The following is a 24,320-nucleotide window of genomic DNA, read 5'->3' on the forward strand; positions in this document are numbered from 1 at the left end:
GTCAGGCCCGGGGTAGGGTCGGCGGCCATGACACCCGAACAGGTCCGGACGGTGCGCCAGGTCCGGTTGGCCGGGCCGCGCCTGGCGATCCGCGAGTTCCGGCTCGCCCCGGAGGACGTCCACGCCCTGTTCGCCGTGTTCGGCGACCCGGAGGCCGCCCGGTACCTGCCCTTCGAGCCGCGCGACGAGGAGGAGTGCGCCGACCAGATCGAGCTGTACCTCGACGAGGCCGAGCAGGACCCGCGCACCGTCTACCGGCTCGCCGTGACCCTGCGCGAGGAGGGCGACGAGGCCCCGCCGATCGGCAGCGCCGTCCTCGGCCTCGAAGGGCACCGCGCCGCCTCGCTGGGCTGTGCGCTGCGCCGGGACACCTGGGGCAACGGCTACGCCGGCGAGATCACCGCGCTGCTCTGCGGATTCGCCTTCGGGACGCTCGGCCTGCACCGGCTCGCCGCCCGGGTCGACCCGGCGAACACCGCCTCGGCCCGGGTGCTCACCCGGGCCGGCTTCCGGCAGGAGGGCCGGATCCGGCACGACCAGTTGCTGCGCGGCGCCTGGCACGACTCCCTGCTGTTCTCCCTGCTGGAGGACGAGTGGGTACGGCCCGCCGCAGGGGAGGGGTGGGGACAGCCCCACCCCTGACCCGCCGGTGGGCCGGATTACCCCGGGCGTCCGGCTCCGGCACCGTGGAACCGTCACTCCAGACGGACACCGAGGGGCCCCAGATGACCACCGCACCGCTGAACCCGACCACCGCGCCGTACCGGTCCGACGTGCCCGCCGCCCGGCGGCCCGGCTTCCTGCGGGCGCCGTTCGCGGCCGCCACCTACCGCGAGATCGGCTTCGTGCTGACCGGCCTGCCGGTCGCGATCGCCGCCTTCACCGTCGCGGTGACGCTCTTCTCGGCCGGCCTCGGCCTGCTGGTCACCGCGCTCGGCCTGCCGGTGCTGGCCCTGCTGCTGGTGCTGGCGCGCGGCTTCGGCTCGCTGGAGCGCCACCGCGCCCGCGTCCTGCTCGGCACGCCCGTGGCCGCGCCGGAGCCGGTCCGCCCGAAGCGCCCCGGCTTCTGGGGCACCGTCACCGCCCGGCTGGCCGACGGCGCCGGCTGGCGGGCGGTGCTGCACCAGGTGCTGATGTTCCCCTGGGCGGTGCTGAGCTTCGCCCTCACCGTGACCTTCCTGGTCACCGGCTGGGTGGTCGCGCTGTACCCGCTCTACCACTGGGTGTTCGCCCGGTACACCGACTGGCCCGGCTACCGGGTGTTCGAGTTCACCACCGACGCCGGCCGGCACCACGAGTACTACATCACCTCGCCCGCGCAGATCGCCGGCGTCTCGGCGGTGGGCATCGCCCTGGTGCTGCTCACCCCGCTGCTGGTCCGCGGGCTCACCGGGGTCAACCGGCTCGCCGTCCGCGGCCTGCTCGGCGCCCGCTGAGCGGCACCGGACACCCCTCTCCCTCCGGGCGTCCGCGGCCCCGGACGCCCGGATGCGGGCCGTCGCGGGCCGTGGTCCGATGAGCCCGTACCGTGCCCCGGCACCGCCCGTCCGTGAGGGAGCCGCCGTGCTGGTGACGTCCCGTCCGCTCGACGAGTACTGCGCGTTCTTCGGCCTCAGCCGGGCCGCGCTGCGCGACCTGCCCGGCCCGCTGCTGGACTGCCCCGGCGGCGCCGCCGGGCTCGCCGCCGAGGCCCGCGCGCTCGGCTGCCGGGTGGTCGCCGCCGACCCGCTGTACGCCGCCCCGCCGGCCGTGCTCGCCGGCCTCGCCCGCGCCGGGCGGGACGCGATGGCCGCCCAGATGCGCAGCACCCCCGGCCGGTACCCGGCGGCCCGCCACCTGCGGTACGACAAGTACCTGCGCAGCTGGGACCGGGCCCGGGCACTCTTCGCGGCCGACCGCGCCGCCCACCCCGACCGCTACGTGGCGGCCGAGTTACCCCGTCTGCCGTTCGCCGACGGCACCTTCGCACTCACCCTCAGCTCGTACCTGCTGTTCGCCTACCCGGAGCGGTTCGGCCCGGACGAGCAGCTGGCCGCCCTGCTCGAACTCGTGCGGGTGACCGACCCGGCCGGCGAGGTCCGCGTGCACCCGCTGCACGACGGCGCCGGCCGGCGCTGCCCCCACCTCGACGGGCTCCGCGCCGCGCTCGGCCGGCACGGCGTCACCAGCAGGATCACCGTGCTGAGGGCCGAGGGGCTGGACCGCCGGGTGCTGCGGCTGCGGGCCGCCCGCCGCCGTCAGGGGGCGGCCGGCTCCTCCGGCGCCCGCACCTGAGCCGGGATCGGCGGCACCTCGGCGCCCTCCGGACGGGCGTCACCGCCGCCCTCGCCCTCCTGGGCCGGCCCGCCGGGGGCGGGCACCTTGCGCAGCACCTCCTCCGCGACCGCCCGCCGCCGCGAGTAGGGCGGCACGTTCCGGGTGTTGCGGATCTTGTAGGCGACCGCCGCGCGCAGCGCCGCCCGCTGTTCGGCGGTCAGCTCCGGCCGGTCCAGCATCGCCTTGGCGGCGAGCAGGGCCTGCAGGAGCTCGAAGGGCGACAGGTGCCGGTCGATCGCCGAGACGACGAGGTCCAGGTTCTCCGGATCCGGCTTGCCCTGCAGCAGGGCGAGCGCCTGCACCCGCAGGCCCTCGACACCGGTCTCGAAGAGGTCCCGCACCTGCCGCGGGGTGAAGTTCAGTGACTCGGCGGCCAGCACCGTCTGGTTCACCGAGTCGGCGAGGGTCTGCCGGTCGGCGGCGGAGAGCGCCCGGGCGAGCAGCAGCCGGGTCACCAGCCAGCCCGAGAGGAAGCCGAGGACGGTGAAGTACACCGAGAGCGCCGCCGCGAAACCGGCCGCGCCCGGGCCGCCGCCGACCGCGGGGGCGAGGGCCTCGCCGAGCTCGCGCAGCCGCCGCGGCAGGGTGCCGATCTGGGTGAGGCCGGCGCCGAGCAGGATCTTGGTCAGCCAGTCGGAGACCTGCTCCAGGTTGGTGTTGGGCGCGTAGCTCGCGGTGGAGGTCGCCGCCTGGTCGTCCGGGTGGGCCGCCGCGCCGCTGGTCAGCAGCTTGGGGATGCCGAAGAGAAAGCCGAGCAGGCCACCGCCGACCGCGAAGGTCGCCGCGACCACCAGGCCGCCGCCGAGCGCCCGCATCCCGTGCTCGCTCGCCAGCGCGTGCAGCACCAGGCCGACCAGCCCGGCGCCGACCACCCCGGCCAGCCCGATCCGTACCGCCGGCACCGGCTGTCCACCGCGCTCCAGCTCCACCCCGAGCCACCCCCCCACCCCGGTCCCCTGTGGTCCGCAGTGACTGTAGCGGACCGCCCGGTCACTCCGGGAGGTCGCCGCACCGGCCGGGAGGGCGCCCGCACCGGGCCCGGACATGCAGACGGCCCGCGGGCTGCTTCCCCGCCGCCGGTCCGCGAGGGACCGGCGGCCGAGGCACCGGGGACGTACCGGTGAGCCCGCGGGCCGGGTGACTGCTTGGGTCTGCGCCTGCCGCCGGAGGCCGTCAGGCCCCACACACTGCACAGGCAGGGGCGGCTCTAGCGAGCAGCCACCTCACGCATCCTGGTGGTACTCAACTCAGGATCACCTCCTTTCAGTGTGCGGCCACCTTAGGCACGCGCTCCGGAGGAGGGCAACGGATTTTCCGGGTACCGCCAGTACCCGGATCGGCGGCCGGCGGGCCTCGGGCACGACACCGGAAACGGCACCGGACACGACGAAGGCCCGGCAGATGATCTGCCGGGCCTTCGTGCTACTGAGTAGCGGGGACAGGATTTGAACCTGCGACCTCTGGGTTATGAGCCCAGCGAGCTACCGAGCTGCTCCACCCCGCGTCGGTGAACCCAACACTACGTGACGGACGCACGGAAGGGAAATCCATTCCCCGCAGGGGTGCCGGTCACGCCTCCAGCGGTGGGCGGGCCGGCTGTCGGGAGCGCCGGGCGCGGGCCCAGACCGCCAGGCAGACCAGGGTGGCGAAGGCGGGCACCATGACCAGCCCGTAGATCAGCAGGAAGCCGTCCGTCCCCAGCCCGGCGGCCGCGTTCCACACCCCGTGCAGGCCGACCGCCGCGACCATGCCGACCGGCGCGGCGAGCCGGGAGAGCCAGCGGCGCCCGGTGGTCAGGGTGATCGCCACCCCGAGGCCGGTGAGCGCGGTGAACAGCGGGTGGGCGAACGGCGACAGCAGGGCCCGCAGCACGAAGGTGTGCACCGTGGAGTCGAAGTCGCGCAGCGTCGGCGGCTCGCCGAAGCCGATGGAGTCCAGCCGGGACTGCTGGTCGTCGGTGAAGGCGCGGCCCAGGTAGAGGGCGTTCTCGGTGAAGGCGAAGCCGCAGGCGGTGATCGCGCCGAGGACGAGCCCAGCGGCCAGCGTCCGCGGGCTGGACCGGGCCCGGGGGTGGGTCCGGCTGCCGGGGGCGAGCAGGATCGGCGGGCGGAAGTACGGCAGCGGCCGCAGGTGCGGCCGAATCCGGGGCAGCGCGGCCTGCGGCCGGCGCGGGCCGGGGACGGCGGGCGCCGGCCCGCCCTGCCCGGGCGCGTCGGCGAGCAGCGCGCAGCTGTGGTCCTGCCGGCAGCTGGGCCGCCGCCGGACGGGCAGCAGCAGGAGGAGGATCGCGGCGCCCTTGCAGAGCTCCTCGATCAGCGGGGTGGCGACCTCGGCGCCGAGCGTCTCGCCGCGGCTGCTGCCCTGGTGGGCGACCAGGAAGTCGCTGGCCCAGCCGTTGGCGAGCAGGGCCACCGTGGTGGCCGCGCAGGCGCCCCAGGCCAGACAGAACAAGGTGTGCCGCAGCGGTACCCGGGCGGTCTGATTGAGCCAGGCCAGCGAGCCGAGCACGAAGGGCAGCGGCAGCAGGGCGAGCCCCAGCCCGACGAGCAGGCCGGTGGTGCCCGTCTGCCGCTGCACCAGGTGAAGGATCAGCACCCCGCTGCCGGCCAGCGCGAAGGCCGCCAGCGAGGAGGACAGCGCCGGGTAGTGCAACGAGCGGTGCAGGGCCTCCAGCCGCGTCCAGAGCGGCAGCAGGCGGCGGACCGCGCCGGCCCGGGGCCCCGGGATGGTCCGGGTGCCGGCGGGGGTCGCGGGCGGTTCGTCGGCGGCAGTGCGGGCCGTGGTGCGGGGGGACGGGCTGCCGCTGGGCGGACGGCTCACCCGGAAAGCGTAGGCGACGCCTCCGGCGCAGGGGGAGCCCCCGGGACAATCCGTATACCCCGGATCACTCGGGGTGACGGCATGTCAGCTCCCGGTGGCGCAGGGTCGCCACCGGGGTGTGGCGGAGGTCGGCCGATGGCTCAGCGGCGACGGAAGAGCAGGTCGTGCACGACGTGCCCCTTGGCCAGGCCCGCCCGCTCGAACTTCGTGAGCGGCCGCCAGTCCGGCCGGGGCGCGTAGCCGGGCACGCTGCCGGCCGGGCGCTGCGCGGGCTCCAGCCAGCCGCTGCCGTCACCCTCGGGGTGCAGGTTCTCCAGCTCGGGCGAGGCGTCGAGCACGTCCAGCATCTGCTCCGCGTAGTGCTCCCAGTCGGTGGCGCAGTGCACCAGGGCGCCGGGGGCGAGCTTCGGCAGCACCAGCTCCAGGAAGTGCGGCTGGACGAGGCGCCGCTTGTGGTGCTTGGGCTTCGGCCACGGGTCCGCGAAGTAGACCCGCAGGCCGGCCAGCGAGGCGTCCGGCAGCATGTCGCGCAGCAGGATCACCGCGTCGCCGGCGGCGAGCCGGACATTGCTCGAACCGCTGCGCTCCAGCATCTGCAGCAGATTGCCGTGGCCGGGCGTGTGCACGTCCGCGGCGAGGATGCCGGTCGAGGAGTCGGCGGCGGCCATCGCGGCGGTGGTCTCGCCCATGCCGAAGCCGATCTCCAGGGTGACCGGCAGGTCGCCGAAGAGGGCCGTCAGGTCGAGCGGGGTGCCGTCGATCGCCAGGCCGTACTGCTCCCACAGCCGGTCCAGGGCGTCGGCCTGGGCGTTGGTCATCCGGCCGCGGCGCGGCTGGAAGCTGCGGATGCGGCGCTCCCGGTGCTGGGCCTCGGTGGCCTTGTGCGGGTACATCGGCGCCGGGTACGCGGCCGGGGCGGCGGAGAGCCGGGCGGACGGGGACAGCTCGGGGCTGGGGGCGGTGGCAGTCACAATCGCCCCAGTCTACGAGGATCCGTCGGCCGCCCGGCGTGGCCCGCGTCTCACCGCCGCCGCCCCGCACCGTGCCCGGCACCGACCGCTCAGCCGCCGGCCTCCAGCGCGGCGAGCGCCCGGCGGGCCACCTCCCGGCCGATCGGCAGCGAGGCGGTGGCGGCCGGCGAGGGCGCGTTCAGCACGTGGACGGTGCGCCGTGCCGAGGCCGGGTCGTCCGGGTCGAAGCCGGCGAAGGCGAAGTCGTCCAGCAGCGTGCCGTCCCGGGCCACCGCCTGGGCCCGCACCCCGGCCGCCGCGGGCACCAGGTCCTCGGCGGCGACGGCGGGCAGCAGCCGCTGCACCGCGGCGGTGAACGCCTTGCGGGACAGCGAGCGGTGCAGCTCGCCCAGTTCGTACCGCCAGTGCCGGCGGACGATCCGCCACGTGCCGGGGAAGAGCGCCGTCCCGGCGAGGTCGCGCGGCCGGACCGTGCGCCAGTCGTAGCCCTCGCGGGCCAGCGCGGGCACCGCGTTCGGGCCGACGTGCACGTCCCCGTGGATCCCGCGGGTGAGGTGCACGCCCAGGAACGGGAAGGCCGGGTCCGGCACCGGGTAGACCAGTCCGCGGACCAGTCCGCGTCGGTGCTCGGCCAGCTCGTAGTACTCGCCGCGGAACGGGACGATCCGCACCCCCGGGTCGTCCCCGGCCATCCGGGCCACCCGGTCGCCGTGCAGGCCCGCGCAGTTCACCAGCACCCCGCAGCGCAGCTCCCCCGCCGAGGTCTGCACGGTCACGCCGTCGGCACGGCGGGCCACCGCGCGCAGCTCGGTACCGGTGTGCAGCACCGCGCCCTTCTCCTCGGCGAGCCGCGCGTACCGGCGGGCCACCGCCGGGAAGTCGCAGATGCCGGTCGTGCCGACGTGCAGCCCGCCGACGCCGCGCACCTCGGGCTCGTGGTCGGCGATGCCCGCCGCGTCCAGCTCCGCCACCGGGATGCCGTTGGCCCGGCCCCGCTCGGCGAGCGCGGCCAGCCGCGGCAGTTCCTCCGCCGAGGTGGCGACGATCAGCTTGCCGGTGACCTCGTGCGCGATGCCCTGCTCCCGGCAGAACTCCACCATCTCGGCGGCACCGCCGGTCGCGTACCGGGCCTTCAGCGAGCCCGGCCGGTAGTACACGCCGCTGTGGATCACCCCGCTGTTGCGGCCGGTCTGGTGCGCGGCGAGATCCTGCTCCTTCTCCAACACGGCGACCCGCAGCCCGGGCTGCGCCCGGGTCAGCGCGTACGCCGTGGACAGCCCGACGATGCCGCCCCCCACCACCAGTACGTCGACGTCGTAGCGCACCTCGGCCCCTTCGCTCGGCTGCCCCCGCCGCAGCGATCGTGCCACGGCGCGGGCAGCCCGAGGAAGCAGCCGGGGGCGCGTGGAGGCAATTCCCCGGCCTTCGACCGGGACGTGCCCCCGCACGCCCCTCACGGGTTTCCCCGGAGGGCCCTACTGCTGCTCCCACGGCCAGTGGGCGTCGTGGCCGGCCTCCAGCAGGGGGATCAGTCGGAAGGCGGCGTCGGTCAGGCCGCCGAAGGTGTGCCGCCGGGCGGCGCCGGAGGGCGCGTGGCCCGCCCGGTAGCCGGCCAGGTTCCAGGTGTACACCGGGACCTGCGCCGGGACCGCGGCGAGAGGGTCGCCCTGCCAACCGCCGTACGCCTGCTCGTCGGTGACGATCACGACCCGGTCGTGACCGCGGTAGTGCTTCTGCACCGCCTTGGCCGTCTCGGTGCCGCCGAGGCTGCCGAAGCGGTCCAGCACCTTCAGCACCGACTCGCCGCGCCGCAGCGTGATCCGGCGGCTGCCGGTGCCGAACTCGACCAGGTCCGCGTCGGCGGCCCGCAGCGCGAGCGCCGTGCCGAAGACCGCCGCCGAGTCCGCCCGGTTGAGCTGCGTCTGCGCGCTCGGCCGGTCGAACATCGAGCCGGAGCGGTCGACCAGGACGAGCGTGCGGCCGGGCAGCACCGGGACGTTGGCCAGCGAGTGGCCGAGCGCCGTCTCCAGCGCGTGGCCCCAGCGCAGCGAGGGCGCGTGCCGGTACGCGGCCAGGTAGCGGAACGGGAACTGCCGGGAACGCTGCACCTCGCCGGGGTCGGAGATCCGCCGGGCGACCCGCTCGGCCACCGCGTCGGACACCCCCGCCTGGTCGAAGTTGCGCAGGTTGCGCACCAGCGCCATCGGGCCCATCGACGGGACGATCGCCTCCCAGACCGCCGCGTCCAGCGGACCCTGCAGCCAGCCGGCCAGCGCCTCCCAGGTCATGCCGGCCGCGGCCAGCCGCTCGGCGCCGCCCGGGCCGGTCACCACGGCGCGGCGCTGCTCGACCGGCAGCACCGTCAGCTCGCGGTGGGCCGCCAGCAGTGCGTCGCCGGCCGGCGGCACGGCCTCGTCCGGGCGGTGCCGGCGGTCCAGCGCGTACCGGAACAGCTCGCCCTGCCACGGCTTGCCGGGGTGCGGCGCGGGGTGCGTCAGCTCCAGGACGTCACCGAAGCGGAAGCCCTTGGAGGCGGTGTCGTACTTGAGCAGCGCGCGGCCGTTGTACAGCCGGCGCGCGGCGTCGGCGACACCCCGCTTGATCGGCTTCGGCAGCGCGCGCCCGTACCGGGACGTCCAGTACGCGAGCAGTTCGCCGGGCTCGTCGGGGCGCTGCAGCACCGCGTCGACGGCCTGCCGGGAGTACCCGGGCGCCTTCGCGTCGAGCCGGGCGCGGGTGAACTCGGCGGCGCCGACCAGCGAGGCGGTGCGCATCGCGGCGCCGTCCCGCAGCCAGCGCAGCAGGCCGAGCGTCCACTCCGGGTCGCTCACCGCGAGGGAGCGGACCAGGGCGGTGTACCGGTCGTCGCGGGCGCCGCCGCGCTCGTAGTAGGTGTCCTGGCCGACCAGGTTGGCGACGGCGAGCAGGAAGAGCTCGGACTTCTCGTCCCGCACGAAGCCGGCGCCGCCCGCGTGGTTGACGGTGCGCTGCCCGGTCGTGGTCACGGGCGAGGTCGGGACGGTCCGCGCACGGCGGAGGTTGAAGCGAGACATGGTGGATTCCCCCTGCGGGGAGGCATGCCGAGCCAGGGCGTCCGAGATCGTGCCGGCCACGCGAGCCGGCCACGGCGGAGGTGACGATTCAGGTGCTCTACCGGCTGAGCCACCGGCCGCGCTCGCGCACGGCCGTCCGGGACTCGAACCCGGGACCCCCTGATCCCAATGAAGTAACCCCCGCCTGCGCACCGGACGCCCCGGCGCGGTGCCTCCCGAGATCAAAAGTGGGTGCCGGCTCATTTCTTGGAGGAAGTAACCGGTCCTGCGCACCGGGAGGTGGCAGTCGTATGCACATGTAGGTGTCCAGAGAACCGAAGCGGCGGAGGTGACGTGTGCTGCTCTACCGACTGAGCTACACCGGCCCGAAAGCCGATGGCGGGACTCGAACCCGCGACCCGCCCATTAACAGTGGAAGTAACCCCTGCCTGCGCACCTGGACAAGGAAGACGTTAGCCAGCGGGCCACCGGGTGCGCACCCGAATATCCGCGGCGGCGTCAGGGCGAGCCGGCCAGCACCAGCCGCGCCCGCTCGGTCAACTCCCGTACCCGGCGCTCGTCCTGGTAGGGCTCCAGGCGGCGCAGCAGCTCCAGCACGTACTCCCGGCTGCGCTGCGAGGAGATCCGCCCGGCCACCTCCACCGCGCGCTCCCCGACCGCCACCGCCGCGTCCAGGTCGCCCGCCTCCGCCTCGGCCATCGCCGACACCACCAACCGCAGCGCGTGCGAGCGCACATAGCCCTCGGTCGGGCGGGCCAGCGCCTCCCGGGTGAACTGCCGCACCTTGGACGGCATTCCGAGGTCGCGGAAGCACTCCGCGGCGTCCGCCGCCAGCCGGTCGTAGGTGTAGAAGTCGATCCAGGTCGGGTCGGCGTCGCCGGCCCGGGCGCGGTCCAGTGCCCCCTCCGCCGCCACCAGCGCCGTCGCACAGGCCGCCGCATTGCCCGCTCTGGCCTGCGCCCTGGCCTCCACCAGGTGGAAGAAGCTCATCGTCCGGGCCGTCGCCAGCCCCCGGTTGCGCTCCAGCGCGGCCTGCGCGAGGTCCACCGCCTCCTCGGGGAAGTTCCGGTACACCGCCTGCAGGCTCATCGACGCCAGCACGTACCCGCCGAGCGGCACGTCGCCGGCCGCCCGGGCCAGGCGCAGCGCCTGGATGTAGTACCGCTGCGCCGCCTCGTGCTGCCCGGTGTCGAAGGCCATCCACCCGGCCAGCCGGGTCAGTTCGGCCGTCGCGCCGAACAGCGCCCGGCCCACCGCGTCGGTGTACGAGCCGAGCAGCAGCGGCGCCGCCTCCACCCGCAGGCACTCCGGCACCATCGACGAACGCCAGTCCCCGCCGCCGTACTTGGAGTCCCAGCGGCGGGCCTCCTGGGCGGCCTCGCGCAGCTTCGCCGCGTCCGAGTGGCCGACCCGGTGGCCGGAGCGGTCCGGCGCCGCGGCCTCGCGCGCCACCGAGCCGTCCGCCGGCGTGATCAGCCAGCGGGAGACCGGCGTCGCGTACGCGGAGACCGAGAAGGTGCCGGCCAGGCTGTCGCTCCAGCGGCCGCCGCCCGGCCCGCGCCGCAGGTCCAGGTCGACCCGCCACAGCTCGGTGGCGGACCGCACCGCCTCCGGCACCTCGCGCGGGAACTCCAGCCCCAGCTCCGGGGTCGGCTGGGTGTCGCCCAGACCGATCTCCTCCAGCGGCACCGGCCGGCCCAGCTTGCTGCCGAGCGCGGTCGCGATCAGGTGCGGCACCGGCCGCTGCGGCACCATGCCCTTGGTGACCCACCGCGCCACCGAGGTCTTGTCGTAGCGGAGCGTCAGGCCGCGCTGCGCGCCGAGGTCGTTGACCCGGCGGGCCAGGCCCGCGTTGCTGATCTGCGCGAGGGACAGGAGTGCGCCGAGCCGTTCGTTCGGCCCTCGTGAACTGGCGGTCATGGTGGCGGTGGCACCCCCTGGCGAGGTCCTGCGCGGAGGATGGCGCGCGTATTGCGGCCACCCGCTGCACCTAGCGTAGTCGGACGGGTTCCGAGGGTTAAGAGGCCGCATTCCGGATGGCGGGATCGCGCGCCCCAACGGCCTGTCGGCGACGGTCCGGCCGCCCCGGCGGCGGAACCCGCCGCTCCGCCGTGCCCCGTCCCGGACTCCCGTGCTCCGGTCCCGTGCCGATGTGCGCCCGCCCGTGCCCCCTGGCCGCAGCGGCAGGTGGGCGATTCGCTGGACCCCGTGGATCGGCCCGCCGTCGAGGACCCGGCGGGCCGGGGGAGACCGCTGCCGCCATCCCCGCGGGCAGCGGTGGTCCGGGAGGGCATGCGGATGCCCTCCCGGGCAGTGCGACGCCTTTCGGCCATTCGGCGATGTCCATGCCACAAGGCGCCTGGGGGCGGCCCGGGCTGCGGAGGGGGCGGCCCGGTCCGCCCGCGGGGCACCCCACCGCTCGGCCGGCCCGTCCGCCGGCCGAGCGCGCCGATCACCCGGCGTCCGGTACTCGGCACTCGGTCGAGGCCCGCTGCCGTCGGACACCCGCCGCCACGTGAAAGCCCCGCGCCACCGCCGGCCCGGCCGTCGAACGCCCGGCCGTCGAAGGCCATGCAGTCGAAGGCCCGAGCCCGTGCCGCCGTGCCTCCGGCGTGATCCACTGCTGCAACTCGGGTCACACGCCGCACAACCGGTGGCACGATGTCTCCTGCGGCGCACCGCCCTTACGGACACCCCGTGCGCCCGACCCCTCGTCAGGCGGAGGCGCGATGCGGTGGCTCACCGGCTGGAGCGGAGAGCCCCACGGCGTGGGCGGCCCCTCCCCGAACGGCGTCCGCCCGCTGGCCGGCACCCTGCTGTGGAGCGGCCCCAACCCGCTTTGGGCGGTCGGTGACTGGCGGCCCGACGAGATCCGGCTCGTCACCCTGCGCCCCGGCACCGACCCCGTGGTCACGGCCGGCCCGCCCCGGCTCGACCACCCCGAACCCGAGGACACCCCCGCCACCACCCGGCTCGCCGTTGTCGGCCGCTGCGGCGCCACCGACGCCGAACTCGCCGCAGGCCTCGCCGCCGCCCGCGGCGGCGCCGTCCGCCACCTCACCGGCTGGCCCGGCAGCTACACCGCCGTCCTGCGCACCGGCACCCGCTCCACCGTGCTGCTCACCGACCTGGCCGGCGCCCAGCCCGTCTTCCACACCCCCTGGCGCGGCGGCACCGCCTACGCCACCGCGGCCCTCCCGCTCGCCGACCTGATCGGGGCACCGGTGGACACCGGCCACCTCGCCGCCCTGCTCGCCTGCCCCGAGTCCCCCGAGGCCCTCGGCCACGGCACCCCGTACGCCGGCGTGCTGCGCGTCCCGCCCGGCCACTCCCTCGGCATCCGCGGCGGCCGCCCCTACCTCGCCGGGTACGAAGCGGAGCCCGGCCCCGGCCGCCGGGAGGACGCCCCCGCCGTCCGCGAACTCACCCGCGCCCTGCTGGAGGCCGTCCGCTGCCGGGTCCGCATCCCCGCCACCGCGGCCGACCCGCACGGCGAGACCCCGGACCGGCCCCGGCTCGGCGCCGACCTCTCCTACGGCACCGCCTCCGCCACGGTCGCCCTGCTCGCCGCCGCCGTCCCGCTCGCCCCCGGCCCGAGCGCCGGCCGCGCCCCCGTCCGCCCGGCCGCCGCACCCCCGCGCAGCGGCGCCGTCAAGGGCTCCTGGGCCCGCCGGCCCGCGTCCGAATCCGGCGGGGAACCGGGCGAGGCCCTCACCGCCGTCACCCACGGCGACACCGACCGCCTCGCGCTGGCCGTCGACGCCCCGAGGCTGCGCCACATCGTCGTCCCACCCGGGCTCCCCTACAGCGGCCTCGCCGACGACCCGCTCGACGGACCCCTCACCGACGAACCCGGGCCCGCCCTCACGGCCGCGGCCCGGCTCTCCGCCCGCTTCAGCGCCGGCGGCGCCGACCACCTCACCGGCTACGGCGCCCGCCAGGTCCTGGACGGCCACCCCGCCCGCCTCGCCGACCTCGTCCGGGCCGGCCGCGCCCGCGAACTCCTCGCCCCCGTCGCCGCACTGGCCGGTGCCGACCGCGTCACCGCCGGCGCCCTCACCGGCACCGTCCGCACCCCGGTCACCGTGGTCCGCGCCGCCCACCGGCTCGCCCGCGCCGACTATGCGGACGCCCTCGACGACCTCGCGGTCCGCCTGACCGTCCGCCACTTCGCCGAACCGGCCGGCACCGCAGGCGCCAGCTCCGCCGCCGACCTCGCCTGGACCGTCCCCGGCCCCGCAGCCCGCTGGCTCTCCGACGAGGCCCTCACCACCGTCGCCCAGCGGCTGCGGATCGCCGCCCGCGGCCCCGTCCCCGCCGAACACCCCGGCGCCCGCCGCGCCCGGCTCGCCCTGCACCGGCACGCCACCGCCTACCGCACCCTCGTCCAGGCCGCCGAACAACGCGGCCAGCGCCTGCACGCGCCCTTCCTCGACAACCAGGTCGTCCGCGCCGCCCGGCTGCTCCCCGACGACACCCGGCTGCAGCCCGGTGCCCGGCCCGCCCTGCTGCGCTCCGTCCTCACCGGCGCCGGACGCACCGACCTGCCCGCCGACTGGGGCCGCACCCCCCGACCCGACCGCGCCGGCGAGGCCCGCACCGGGCTGCGCCTCGCCGCCGACGGCCTCGCGGAACTCTTCCACCGCCCGCTGCTCGCCGACGCCGGGCTGATCGACCCGGCCGCCGTCCGGCACACCCTCGCCGCCGCCGTAGAACCCGGCCGCGACCTGCCGCCCGACACCCTGGCCGGCCTGGCCGACCTGGTCGCCACCGAACTCTGGCTCCGCCGGGTCGCCGCCCGCCGGCACGGCTCGTGCTGGACCGGCCTGCCGCCGGTCGAACGGAAGGCACTGGCCCGGCCGGCCTGAGCCCCCGGCGAGGCCCCGGATCGCCGGCGCCGGATCGCCGGAGCCGGCGCACCGGAGAGTCCGGCGCGTCCGTCGCGTCCGGAGCGCGGCTGACCCGGCATCATGACCGGGTGGCTGCCGCGATGGTCCCCCTCCCCGTGCTCGACGAGCCGCCCTCGGCGGCCCGGCCCGGCATCCTGGCCGCCTGCGACGGCTCCGACGGCTCGCTCTGGGCGCTGGACCGGGCGATGACCGAGGCCGAGCTGTTCGGCCTGCCGCTCCAGGTGCTGGCCGTCGTCAACCCCTCGCCGGCCGGCTACCCGCCCGGCATGGTCGAACTCGTCCAGCCGAGCATCGAACTGCTGGCCGGCAGCATGGCGGACGGGCTGCGCCGCGCAGTGGACACCGTCCAGGCGGCCCGCACCCGGCCGTACGGCGAGGAACTCTCACTGCACGTGGTACTCGGCAGCGTCATCGAGGTGCTGCTCGCGGCCTCCGCGGGCCGGCACACCCTGGTCATCGGCACCCGCGGCAACGGCGGCTTCACCCGGCTGCTGCTGGGCTCGGTGAGCACCGCCGTCGTCCACCACGCCAACTGCCCGGTGCTGGTGGTGCCCGCTCCGCCGGCGGGCTGAGCGGCTCGTCCCGGGCACGGTCGGCGGCCCGGCTGCCCCGCTGCCGGTTTGTGGAGCCGTGGAGCCGTGGAGCCGTGGCGCGGTGGGGCCGTGGAGCCGCCGGTCCGTGTCAGTCCGTCAGCCGGGCGGCTGCGGCGCGCTGCCGGGCCGTGCTGCCGGTCAGGAAGCGCAGGACGACCTCCAGCTCCTCGGTGCTGAACCCGTCGCAGAGCTCGCCGACCTCGCGCCCCCAGTCCTCGAACAGGGCGGCCAGCCGGCCGAGCGCCTCCGGGCGGTGCTCCACCAGGACGCGGCGCCGGTCGGTCGGGTGCTGCACCCGGCGGACGAAACCCTTGCGCTCCAACCGGTCGATCAGACCCGTGACCGAGGCCGGTGCCAGGCCGGACCGCTCGGCGAGCTCCTTCGCGGTGAGCGGGCCGCTGCGCTGGAGCAGGTCCAGCGTCTTCGACTCGGTGGCACCCAGCCCGGCCTTCTCGGCGATCGCGGAGTGGAACATCACCGTCACCGCGCTCGACTCACGGCCCGCCTCGTAGATCCGGGCCAGCACCACGTCGCGGTCGTGGTCGGCGCCGGGAGCGGGGCGGTCCGTGGAGGTCAGGGGCTGTCGCTCGGCCATGGCTCCAGCCTAGCGGAGTCTTTCGCCGAGACTAATATTTAGTTAGACCGAACGAAATGCTTGTGTGGAGCCTGTCGCTGTGCAAGTCTTTCGTTCGGGCGAACGAAATAACTCGCGCAGGCACCCCGCGCCCCGGCCCTGCGCCCGAACTGCTGGAGGGCAGGAGAGATGACCGCACTGGCACCCACGGCCGACAGCCCGCCGACCGCGCCGCACCCCCGCCGCTGGGCCGCCGCGGCCGTGATGATGACCGCCGCACTGATGGACCTGCTGGACGTGACCATCGTGAACGTCGCGATCCCGTCCGTCGGCCGGGACCTGCACGCCTCCGAGGCCGACCTGCAGTGGCTGGTCTCCGCCTACCTGCTCGGCTTCGCCGCCACCCTGGTGGTGGCCGGCCACCTCGGCGACCGGTACGGGCGGAAGGCGCTCTTCCTGGCCGGCACCGCCGCCTTCGGCCTGGCCAGCCTCGCCTGCGGTCTCGCCCAGGGGCCGGGCCAGCTGATCGCCGCCCGCGCGGTGCAGGGCGTGGCCGCCGCCGTGCTCACCCCGCAGGTGATGGGCTCGTTCCGGACGCTGTTCCACGGCAAGGAGCGCGGCGCCGCCTTCGGCATGTACGGCGCGGTCGCGGGCTTCGCCTCCGGCATCGGCCTGCTGCTGGGCGGCGTGCTGACCGACGCCGACCTGTTCGGCCTGGGCTGGCGGTCCGTCTTCCTGGTGAACGTACCGATCGCCGTGGTCTGCCTCGCCGCGGGCGCCGTCCTGGTGCCCGCCGACCGGGAGCGCTCGGCCGCCCGGCCCGACCTGGCGGGCAGCCTGGTGCTGGCGGGCGGACTGGTCGCCGTGGTGCTGCCGCTGGTCCAGGGACGCAGCAACGGCTGGCCGCTCTGGGGCTGGCTCTGCCTGGCCGCCGGCGTGCTCGCCGTGGCCGGCCCGGCCCTCGCCCAGTCGCGCCGGCGCGGTGGCACCGTGCCGCTGCTGCCCGCCAGGGCGTTCCGGCTGAAGTCGTTCTCGGTCGGCCTGCTGGTGCAGCTGCTGTTCTCGGTCGCCATGCAGGGCTTCTTCCTGGTCTTCGCGATCTGGCTGCAGGGCGGCCAGGGCTACACCCCGATGCAGGCCGGCCTGGTCACCGCCGCCTTCTCGATCGGCGGCTTCCTCACCGCGCCGGTCGCCGACGGCCTCGCCGTCCGGTACGGGAGGCTGGTGCTGCTGGCCGGCGCGGTGCTGATGGCCGCCGGCTGCGCCTGGATCGGGCACGCCGTCTCCGGGGCGGCCGCCGCGCACACCGGCGCCTGGCCGCTCGTGCCGGGGCTGCTGGCGGCCGGTGCGGGCCTGGGCTTCCTGGTGGTGCCGCTGGTCAACGTGGTGCTCTCGGCCGTGCCCGCGGACCTCGCCGGCGGCGCGTCAGGGATCTTCTCCACCGCGCAGCAGTTCGGCGGCGCGCTCGGTGTGGCGACCCTCGCCACGCTCTTCTTCCAGCACGCGGGCGAGGGCCTCGGGCCGGCGATGACGGCGGTGCTGCCCTGGGTGGTCGGGGTGTTCGCGGCCACCGGCGCGCTCTGCCTCGCCCTGCCGCGCACCGCCCTGGCCTCGCACGACGGCTGATCCGCGGGGAATGCGGAGCCGGCGGTTGACCGTTCAACCTGGTGGCCGGGCTCCGCACCCCCCGCCCCGGCCGCCGCCGCACGCCCCCGAACAGGAGCCGCACCCCCATGAAGGTCGAGATCTACTCCGACATCGCCTGCCCCTGGTGCTACATCGGCAAGCGCCGCTTCGAGCAGGCGCTGGACCGCTTCACCGGCAAGGACGGCGTCGAGGTGGTCTACCGGCCCTACCAGCTGGTGCCCGACGCCCCCGAGCAGGCGAGCCCGCACCGTGCCTGGCTCGCCGAGCGCTACGGCCCGCAGTCCGTCGCGATGGACGCCCGGGTCACCGAGCTCGGCCGCGCCGAGGGCATCACCTACGACTTCGACGCCGCCCTGCACGCCAACACCTTCCTCGGCCACCGCCTGCTGCACCTCGCCGAGACCGAGTACGGCGCCGCCGTTCAGGCCGACCTCAAGGAGCAGCTGCTCAAGGCGCACTTCACCGACGGCGTCGACATCGGCGACCGGGCGAGCCTCGTCGGGATCGCCGTCGCCGCCGGCCTGGACGGCGAGCGCGTCACCGCCTACCTGGCCGGCGAGGAGGGCGCCGACGAGGTCCGCGCCCAGCTCGACCGGGCCCGCACGCTCGGCATCACCGCCGTGCCGACCTTCGTCTTCGAGGGCCGCTGGGCCGTCCAGGGCGGCCAGGAGGCCGACACCTTCCTGCGCGTCCTGGAGCAGGTCGCCGAGGAGACCGGCGCCCTCGTCCCCGCCCCCGGCTCCGCGGCCGCCGGTACCGCGGCCGCCGGCGACGCCGAGGCCTGCGCCGACGGCAGCTGCGCCGTCTGAGCACGGCACACCCCCGACGCCCGGCCCGCCGTCAGCAGGTGAGCCGGGCGTCCGCCCAGTCCGCGACGTCGAGCAGCGCCCAGCCGCCGTCGGACCGCTCGGCGACCAGCGTGATCGAGCTCCGGCCCGTCAGCGGCGCGTGCACCCGCACCGGCCGGCTGCCCGCCCGCACCGGGCCGGACCGCCACAGCACCGAGCCGTCCTCGCCCAGCACGGCGAACACCGCACTCCCGCGCCCCACCGTGAGGTCGTCCGGGCCCACCACCGCGTCGAACGCGGTGCAGCTGCGGTTCAGGTCCACCGCCACCCGGGACGGCACGTGCACGGTCAGCGCATGCCGGTACCACTGCCCGGCCATCCACAGCGCCGGGCGCCGCGCCAGCGCCCCGCCGCCGCGCCGGATGCTCGGCCGGCCATCGGCTTGCGCAGACCGCCGCCCCTGACCGGCGAACGGCAGATCGTCCAACCAGAACGGGGTCGGCGCCGGCGGCGCCGTGGGCGTCGGACTCGGCGTCGGCGGCGGCGTGGGCTCCGGCGACGGCGGCTCGGGCGCCGGGCTCGACGGCTCCGGCGTCCGCACCGGGGACGGCGGCTCCGCCGACCGCGACACGGTCGGCGACGGCGGGACGACCGGCGCCGCCGACGGCGACCGGCGCGGCGGCAGCGGCTCCGCCGACGGACTCTCCGACGGGCTCGGCACCGCCGGCGCAGGGAGCGGAGTCCGCGGCGACACCGCGGCCGCCCGGGGCGCCACCTCCGGCACCGGGTCCGCCGGCCCGCTCAACGCCCAGGCCGCCATCGCCGCGGCGGCCAGCGCCACACTCGCCGCGATCCCGACCTTCGCCGCCACCCCCAGCCCCTCACCGGCCGCAGCTCCGACCGCCCCGCCCGAACCGCCCGCCGCAGCGCCGCCCGCCGCCCCGGCCGACGCCGCCCCCGCAGAGGCCGCACCGCCGGCCACCGCCGCACCCGCAGCACCCGCCACGGCGGTACCACCGAGCACCGCACCGGCCGCGGCCGCCTTCGCGAACGCCCCGGTGCCGACCCACAGCAGCACACCGCCGGGCAGCACCGCCCGCAGACTGTGGTTGATGTCCGCCAACTCCACACAGGCAGCCGTGCAGCGGTCGCACCCCTGCACATGGCGGCCCACCTCCGCCGAGGCCCGCTTGCGCAGCGACCCGCGGGCGTACGCGCCGAGCCGGTTCGCGAACGCCGTGCACCCCTGCTCCTGGCTGCCCGACACATGTGCCTGCAGGAACGCCGCGGCCAGCCGGTCCCGCGCCCGGTGCGCCTGCACCGCCGTCGCGTTCGCCGTCTTGCCGAGCATCACCGCGACCGCCTTCGGCGACTCCCGCTCGACCTCGGTGTGCCACAGCACCACCCGGTCGTCCTCCGGGAGCCCGGCGTACGCCCGCATCACCATCCGCTGGTCGGCCAGCGCCATCGCCCAGGCGTCCGCGCCCGGATCCGCCAGGTCGTACTCGATCGACGAACCCGCCGCACCCTGCGTGAACGAACCGAAGTCGTCGACCAGTTGCTCGCGCCGCTCGGTACGCGCCCACGCCGTCGCCACGTTCCGCACCGCCGTCAGCAAGTAGGCGCGGACCGCGAACTCCGGCCCGCGGCCCGCCTTCAGCGCCTGCAGCGTCCGGGCGAACACCTCGCCCGCCAGGTCCTCCGCGGTGAAGCTGTCCCGGCAGCAGCTCCGCGCATACCGACGCACCGCCTCCGCGTGCCGGCGGTAGATCTCCTCGTACGCGGCGTCGTCCCCGGCCCGCACCTGCGCCGTCAACTCGGCGTCCGACGGCGGACGTTCACCGTCCACCGGATCGGCCGGAGCGGGCACCACGGCCCGCACCGGGGGCTCCTCGCCGATGAAGGCCTCCGGTGTCACACCACCCTGGCCGGCCGCGGCCTGACCGGGCACCCGGCCGACCAGCGACTCCCTCAACGGCGCACCCGCCTGGTCCGGCACCTGGCCGGACGGACCGCCCCCGGCCGCCGGCTCCGGGCGCTCCTCGGCGCTCACCGCCGCCCCCGGGCGACCGCCACCGCCGCCGCGCACGACGACATCGGGGGCGCGGCCACGGCACCGGCGATCGCGCGGCCGCAGCGAGCTGCAGGAACGGCGCGCAACGGGACAATGGCTCCAAGCACGGGCAAAGGATTGCATAGCACAGCGCCGGCCGGTAGCCGGACCTGCCGCGACCACTCGTACGAGCAGCCACCGGCACGCCCAGCCACGCCCAACTGCCGTGCTCAGCGCGCCTGTAGACCCTGCAGCAGGATCTGCAGCAGTCGCTGCGCCGGTGCATCGCCGAGTTGACCGTCCGTCGGCTCCTCGTCGCCCGCACCCGCCGTGAGCGCATGCACCGGGACGGCCGCCGTCAGCACCAGCACCACGTCCGAGACCGTCACCCCCGGCCGCAGTTCGCCCGCCGCGGCCGCCCGCGCCACCAGCGCCGCCACCAACTGCAGCAGCAGCCGCGGATCGGCGTCCGCCGCACCCGCCCCGGCGGCACCGGGCAGCTCCGGTTCGGCCTCCGCCCCGCGCTGCTCGGGCACCCGGCCCAGCTCCGCCGCGTATCGGAACGCCTCCGGCGGCAGCAGCCGCCCCGCACCCGAGGCGACCGCCCGGCCCAGGAAGCCGGCCAGCGACTCCCAGGCCGCACCCCCGCCGTACAGCGACTCACGGGCCTGCGCCGTCAGCCAGGCGACCTCCTCCGCGGCGATCCGCCGGACCAGCACCTCCTTGCTGGGGAAGCGCCGGTACACCGTGCCGACACCCACGCCGGCCCGCCGCGCCACCTCCTCCATCGGCGCGTCGTACCCCAGCTCGCCGAACACCTGACGGGCCGCCCGCAGCACGCTCTCCAGATTGCGCCGCGCGTCCACCCGCAACCGTCCGGGCCGCCCGGCCCCCGGCCCTGCCGAGAGCAGCTCCGCCCCGGCAGGACCGCGCTGCTCCGGCACCACGCCGTGGCCCGCCCCGCCCCGTCCGTGCACCGGCGACACCACGCCGCCGGCCAGACGCTCCTGATCCGTCACTTCAACCCTCCCCCGCGGACACCGTCGGTGCCCGCCCGAACCGGCCGCACCCCCCGGTGCGGCCCCAAGCCGTCCGCAGCCACACAGGTGCGGACTAACACTTCCCCACTTCCCCGCCGGCCAGTCGGCCGCCGGGTCGATCGACCCCGACCTTGACGGGACACAATCCGACCATAGTTCAGGCGAGTTCGTGGCAGAAGCGGACCTCTCGCCACCACCGGCCACCCGCCCGACACCGCACCACGCGCCCCATCCGACCACCTCCACCACATCCGACCCACCCGATCCCGTTCGCCCTGTGGACAAACACACCCGCCGCATTGCCTCATTGGAGGGCGTCCCGGCGGGACGTGAATCAGGTCACACGGCCCACGGACGGCAGGGGGTGCCCCATCAGGATTCTCATCGTCGGCGGCGGATGCGCCGGCATGGCCGCGGCTCTCACCCTGCAACAGGCCCTCGCCCCCCGGCTGCGCACCGGGGACGCCGAGATCACCGTGGTCGAGCCCCAGCCGTACCTCACCTACCACCCGCTGCTCGCCGAGGTCGCCGCAGGCAGCATCGACCCGCGCCACGTCGTCGTGCCGCTGCGCCGCGTCCTGCCGCACTGCCGGGTGCTCACCGCACGGATCACCCGGATCGACCACGCCGGCCGGACCGCCCAGGTTGACACCGCCCCCCGCGGCGGCACCGCCCAGCCCGTCGAACTGTCCTACGACCACCTGGTCCTGACCCCCGGCTCGGTCTCCCGCACCGACCCCGTCCCCGGCCTCGCCGACCACGGACTCGGCTTCGCCTCCGTCGGCGAGGCGGTCGCCCTCCGCAACCACGTTCTCGAACAGCTCGACCTCGCCTCCTCCACCCGCGACCCCGAACTCCGCCAGGCCGCCCTCACCTTCCTGTTCGTCGGAGCCGGCTACGCGGGCGTCGGCGCCCTCGCCGAACTCGAGGACATGGCCCGCTACGCCGTCCGCGGCTACCACAACCTCACCTCCGAGGACCTGCGCTGGGTCCTGGCCGAGGCCACCGAGCGGATCCTGCCCCGCGAGAGCGCCGACCTCGCCGCCCACACCCTCGCCGAACTGCGCGAACGCAGCATCGACGTCCGCCTCGGCACCACCCTGGAATCGGCCGCCGACCAGGTGATGGTCCTCTCCGACGGCAGCCGCTTCGCCGCCCGCACCCTCGTCTGGACGGCCGGCGTCCGCCCGGCCCCGCTGCTCCGGGACACCGACCTCCCGCTCGACCTCACCGGGCGGGTCCGCTGCCTGCCCACCCTCCAGGTCCGCGGCCCCGGCGGCGTCCCGCTGGCCGGCGCCTGGGCCGCCGGCGACTGCGCGGCCGTCCCGGACCCGGCGGCCGACGACGCGCTGTGCGCCCCCAACGCCGAGCATGCGCTCGCCCAGGCCCGGCTCCTCGCCGACAACCTGCTCGCCGACCTGGAACGCCGGACCCCCACCCCCTACCGGCCCGAGCGCATCCACTGCTCCACCTCGCTCGGACTCGGCCGCGGTGTCGCGCACACCCGGCGCGGCCGGCTCACCGGCCGCCGCGCCTGGTGGCTGCACCGCGCCCGCCACCTGCGGCGACTGCCCAGTCTCGACCGCCGGGTCCGGGTCTTCACCGACTGGCTGCTCGGCGGGCTCTTCAGCCGCGAGGTCGTCTCCCTCGGCACCGTCGAGCACCCGCGCGCGGAGTTCGAGTCGGGTTTCCCGGAACGCCCCTAGCGCCCCCGCGTACGCCGGTCTGTAGCGAATGCGCCGGACCGGCGATACGACTTCCGAAACGACACCTCCGCCTGACAGGATCTGCCCAGCCGATCATCACGGCCCGTGCTGCCCCGAGCACATCATGTGATGACCACTCAGATAACCGATCAGCCCCCACACCGAGGAAGCGGCCGACGTTGAACCTCATGCGCTGGAGCGCCCGGCTCACCGGAGCCCCGCGGCGCACCGCCCCGTCCTCGACGTCCACCGAACCCCTGCCTCTTCCCGGCCCCCGCGACCCCGCCACCGCGGCCGCCGCCCTCGACCACCGCGAGATCCACGAGCTCTACGACCTCCACGGCGTCCTGGACCGGCTCCCCGCCCCCGTCGCGGTCACCTACGGCCCGCTCCACCAGCTCGGGTACGCCAACGACGCCTACCGCGAGCTCTTCGGCGAGCGGACCGCCGGCCTGCCCGCCGCCGACGGCCTCCCCGAACTCGGCGCCCTCGGCGTCCTCCCCCTCATGGACCAGGCCCTGCGCGGCGGCCGCCCCCGCAGCGTCAAGGCCCGCTGCATCCTCGGCCCCGCCGGTAGCCGCTACTACAACGTCTCCTGCGTCCCGCTCGCCCCCGCCGACCCGCCGCACGGCACCGCCGGCCTCCAGCCCGGACCGCGCCCGCCCGCCGGCCTCCTCATCTACGCAGCCGAGGTCACCGACCAGGTCCAGGCCGCCACCCGGGTCCGCGACGCCGAACGCCGCCAGCGCGAGGCCGCCGTCACCCTCCAGCGCAGCCTCCTCCCGCAGAAGCTCGAACAGCCCGCCGACCTCCGCGTCGCCGCCACCTACCAGCCCGGCGGCGCCGACGCCGCGGTCGGCGGCGACTGGTACGACGTCATCCGCCTCGGCGCCGGCCGCACCGCCCTGGTCATCGGCGACGTCATGGGACGCGGCCTGCGCGCCGCCGCCGTCATGGGCCAGCTGCGCACCGCCGTCCGCGCCTACGCCCGGCTCGACCTGCCCCCGCACGAGGTGATGGGTCTCCTCGACGGCCTCGCCATGGAGATCGACGCCAACCAGATCGCCACCTGCACCTACGCGGTCTGGGACCCGGCACCCGGCACCCTCGAGTACGCCTCCGCCGGCCACCTCCCGCTGCTGCTGCGCTGCCCGGACGGCAGCGTCCTCCAGGGCGAGGAGCAGAACGGCCCGCCGCTCGGGACCGGCGGCGGCAGCCATGTCTCGCACACCCTCAAGCTGCTGCCCGGCACCACCGGCGTCCTCTACACCGACGGATTGGTCGAGCGCCGGGACGAGGACATCGACCACGGCCTGGACCTGCTCGCCCGCACCCTCGCCGGCGCGGTCGGCGGTCCCGAGGTGGTCTGCGCCCGCCTGCTCCGGGCCATGGGCGTCACCGCGGAGCACGACGATGACGTCGCGGTGCTGGCCTTCCAGCTGCCACTTGAACCTGAGGCGTCGGATGTGTAAAGTTCTCCGAGTTGCCTGTCAGGGAGCACCGGACGCGCGGTCTGCACGGACGGTCCCGAGGCAGCCAATCCCTTGAAACACCACTTTCCGGTCCTCACCGGGTCGCGCCTTGTCGCGTCCCTGTGCAGATTCGGCGTGCCTGTTTATAGGAATTGCATTCGGATCGAGGCCGATTCGCTTTTCGGAGCGGGGATCGGCTAAGGTTTGAAACGTCGGACAGGCCGTCAGGTCGGGCCGGCAAAGCGGTGAAGAAAGCAAGTCGGCGAAGAGCACTGACTCGGGTCTGATAAGCTGGAAACACGAAAGAGCGAAACGCCCGGAGGGTCCGCTGGAAGGCGGTCCGAAGGAAGTGTCCGTTCCTTGAGAACTCAACAGCG

At 75.8% G+C, this 24,320-nt stretch carries 17 protein-coding genes, 1 tRNA gene and 1 pseudogene; 9 read left to right on the forward strand and 10 right to left on the reverse strand.

What is annotated here, in order from left to right:
• Positions 1–27: 27 nt before the first annotated feature.
• The 3 genes from AB0P35_RS12460 (at position 28) to AB0P35_RS12470 (ending at position 2,274) form a co-directional block, all read left to right on the forward strand.
• Positions 28–642: a GNAT family protein gene (locus AB0P35_RS12460; protein WP_363509798.1), complete on the forward strand. Its 615-nt coding sequence runs from the start codon at positions 28–30 to the stop codon at positions 640–642.
• A gap of 83 nt (positions 643–725) precedes the next feature.
• Positions 726–1,436 carry a sensor domain-containing protein gene (locus AB0P35_RS12465; protein WP_095873660.1) on the forward strand — a complete coding sequence of 237 codons (711 nt, stop codon included), beginning with the start codon at positions 726–728 and terminating at the stop codon, positions 1,434–1,436.
• Positions 1,437–1,569: 133 nt separating this feature from the next.
• A complete protein-coding gene (locus tag AB0P35_RS12470; protein ID WP_363509800.1) occupies positions 1,570–2,274 on the forward strand; it encodes a hypothetical protein in 705 nt (234 codons plus the stop codon).
• Here AB0P35_RS12470 and AB0P35_RS12475 read toward each other — a convergent pair.
• From AB0P35_RS12475 to AB0P35_RS12505, 7 genes are all read right to left on the reverse strand, one after another.
• On the reverse strand, positions 2,238–3,263 hold the full coding sequence (locus AB0P35_RS12475) for a hypothetical protein (RefSeq protein ID WP_363509802.1): 1,026 nt from the start codon (positions 3,261–3,263) through the stop codon (positions 2,238–2,240). The two genes, AB0P35_RS12470 and AB0P35_RS12475, sit on opposite strands and share 37 nt — an antisense overlap.
• A 483-nt stretch (positions 3,264–3,746) precedes the next feature.
• A tRNA-Met gene (locus AB0P35_RS12480) sits at positions 3,747–3,820 on the reverse strand.
• A gap of 65 nt (positions 3,821–3,885) precedes the next feature.
• Positions 3,886–5,136, reverse strand: a complete 1,251-nt coding sequence (locus AB0P35_RS12485; protein ID WP_363509804.1) for a PrsW family intramembrane metalloprotease — start codon at positions 5,134–5,136, stop codon at positions 3,886–3,888.
• 140 nt (positions 5,137–5,276) lie between these two features.
• Complete coding sequence (gene trmB, locus AB0P35_RS12490) at positions 5,277–6,107, reverse strand: tRNA (guanosine(46)-N7)-methyltransferase TrmB (RefSeq protein WP_363509806.1); 831 nt, start codon at positions 6,105–6,107, stop codon at positions 5,277–5,279.
• Between the two features lie 89 nt (positions 6,108–6,196).
• Positions 6,197–7,432, reverse strand: coding sequence for an L-2-hydroxyglutarate oxidase (gene lhgO, locus AB0P35_RS12495; RefSeq protein WP_363509808.1), 1,236 nt, complete (start codon positions 7,430–7,432; stop codon positions 6,197–6,199).
• Between the two features lie 150 nt (positions 7,433–7,582).
• A complete protein-coding gene (locus AB0P35_RS12500; protein ID WP_363509810.1) occupies positions 7,583–9,160 on the reverse strand; it encodes a TROVE domain-containing protein in 1,578 nt (525 codons plus the stop codon).
• 498 nt (positions 9,161–9,658) lie between these two features.
• On the reverse strand, positions 9,659–11,080 hold the full coding sequence (locus tag AB0P35_RS12505) for an MFS transporter (protein ID WP_095873654.1): 1,422 nt from the start codon (positions 11,078–11,080) through the stop codon (positions 9,659–9,661).
• Positions 11,081–11,889: 809 nt separating this feature from the next.
• On the opposite strand from AB0P35_RS12505, the gene AB0P35_RS12510 reads away from it, so the two are divergent.
• Together AB0P35_RS12510 and AB0P35_RS12515 are read left to right on the forward strand one after the other, a co-directional pair.
• Positions 11,890–14,028: an asparagine synthase-related protein gene (locus AB0P35_RS12510; RefSeq protein ID WP_363509812.1), complete on the forward strand. Its 2,139-nt coding sequence runs from the start codon at positions 11,890–11,892 to the stop codon at positions 14,026–14,028.
• Between the two features lie 110 nt (positions 14,029–14,138).
• On the forward strand, positions 14,139–14,642 hold the full coding sequence (locus AB0P35_RS12515; protein WP_363509814.1) for a universal stress protein: 504 nt from the start codon (positions 14,139–14,141) through the stop codon (positions 14,640–14,642).
• 109 nt (positions 14,643–14,751) lie between these two features.
• Here the strand turns inward: AB0P35_RS12515 and AB0P35_RS12520 are convergent, their stop codons facing one another.
• Positions 14,752–15,258 (reverse strand): MarR family transcriptional regulator, encoded by a 507-nt coding sequence (locus tag AB0P35_RS12520; RefSeq protein WP_363509816.1) that lies wholly within the window; start codon positions 15,256–15,258, stop codon positions 14,752–14,754.
• 168 nt (positions 15,259–15,426) lie between these two features.
• Between AB0P35_RS12520 and AB0P35_RS12525 the strand changes: the two genes are divergently transcribed.
• Entirely contained in the window at positions 15,427–16,863 is a 1,437-nt protein-coding gene (locus tag AB0P35_RS12525; RefSeq protein WP_363509818.1) for an MFS transporter, read from the forward strand.
• A gap of 107 nt (positions 16,864–16,970) precedes the next feature.
• Positions 16,971–17,693, forward strand: coding sequence for a DsbA family oxidoreductase (locus tag AB0P35_RS12530; RefSeq protein WP_363509820.1), 723 nt, complete (start codon positions 16,971–16,973; stop codon positions 17,691–17,693).
• Positions 17,694–17,724: 31 nt separating this feature from the next.
• Here AB0P35_RS12530 and AB0P35_RS12535 read toward each other — a convergent pair whose 3' ends face one another.
• A complete protein-coding gene (locus AB0P35_RS12535) occupies positions 17,725–19,725 on the reverse strand; it encodes a sigma-70 family RNA polymerase sigma factor (protein WP_363509822.1) in 2,001 nt (666 codons plus the stop codon).
• Between the two features lie 230 nt (positions 19,726–19,955).
• Positions 19,956–20,744, reverse strand: coding sequence for a helix-turn-helix domain-containing protein (locus AB0P35_RS12540; RefSeq protein ID WP_363509824.1), 789 nt, complete (start codon positions 20,742–20,744; stop codon positions 19,956–19,958).
• 350 nt (positions 20,745–21,094) lie between these two features.
• Here AB0P35_RS12540 and AB0P35_RS12545 point away from each other — a divergent pair, with 350 nt between their 5' ends.
• Together AB0P35_RS12545 and AB0P35_RS12550 are read left to right on the forward strand one after the other, a co-directional pair.
• Positions 21,095–22,471 (forward strand): FAD-dependent oxidoreductase, encoded by a 1,377-nt coding sequence (locus tag AB0P35_RS12545; protein ID WP_363509826.1) that lies wholly within the window; start codon positions 21,095–21,097, stop codon positions 22,469–22,471.
• Between the two features lie 179 nt (positions 22,472–22,650).
• A pseudogene (locus AB0P35_RS12550) lies at positions 22,651–23,901 on the forward strand (SpoIIE family protein phosphatase); the annotation flags it as partial.
• Positions 23,902–24,320: the final 419 nt, after the last annotated feature.

This window comes from Kitasatospora sp. NPDC085879, assembly GCF_040686255.1.
Taxonomy (GTDB): Bacteria; Actinomycetota; Actinomycetes; order Streptomycetales; family Streptomycetaceae; genus Kitasatospora.

Excerpts from the sequence above, each read along its gene's own strand:
- AB0P35_RS12460 (WP_363509798.1), top strand. The coding sequence starts at position 28 with ATGACACCCGAACAGGTCCGGACGGTGCGCCAGGTCCGGTTGGCCGGG.
- AB0P35_RS12465 (WP_095873660.1), top strand. The coding sequence starts at position 726 with ATGACCACCGCACCGCTGAACCCGACCACCGCGCCGTACCGGTCCGAC.
- AB0P35_RS12500 (WP_363509810.1), bottom strand. The coding sequence starts at position 9,160 with ATGTCTCGCTTCAACCTCCGCCGTGCGCGGACCGTCCCGACCTCGCCC.
- AB0P35_RS12505 (WP_095873654.1), bottom strand. The coding sequence starts at position 11,080 with ATGACCGCCAGTTCACGAGGGCCGAACGAACGGCTCGGCGCACTCCTG.
- AB0P35_RS12510 (WP_363509812.1), top strand. The coding sequence starts at position 11,890 with ATGCGGTGGCTCACCGGCTGGAGCGGAGAGCCCCACGGCGTGGGCGGC.
- AB0P35_RS12520 (WP_363509816.1), bottom strand. The coding sequence starts at position 15,258 with ATGGCCGAGCGACAGCCCCTGACCTCCACGGACCGCCCCGCTCCCGGC.
- AB0P35_RS12525 (WP_363509818.1), top strand. The coding sequence starts at position 15,427 with ATGACCGCACTGGCACCCACGGCCGACAGCCCGCCGACCGCGCCGCAC.
- AB0P35_RS12530 (WP_363509820.1), top strand. The coding sequence starts at position 16,971 with ATGAAGGTCGAGATCTACTCCGACATCGCCTGCCCCTGGTGCTACATC.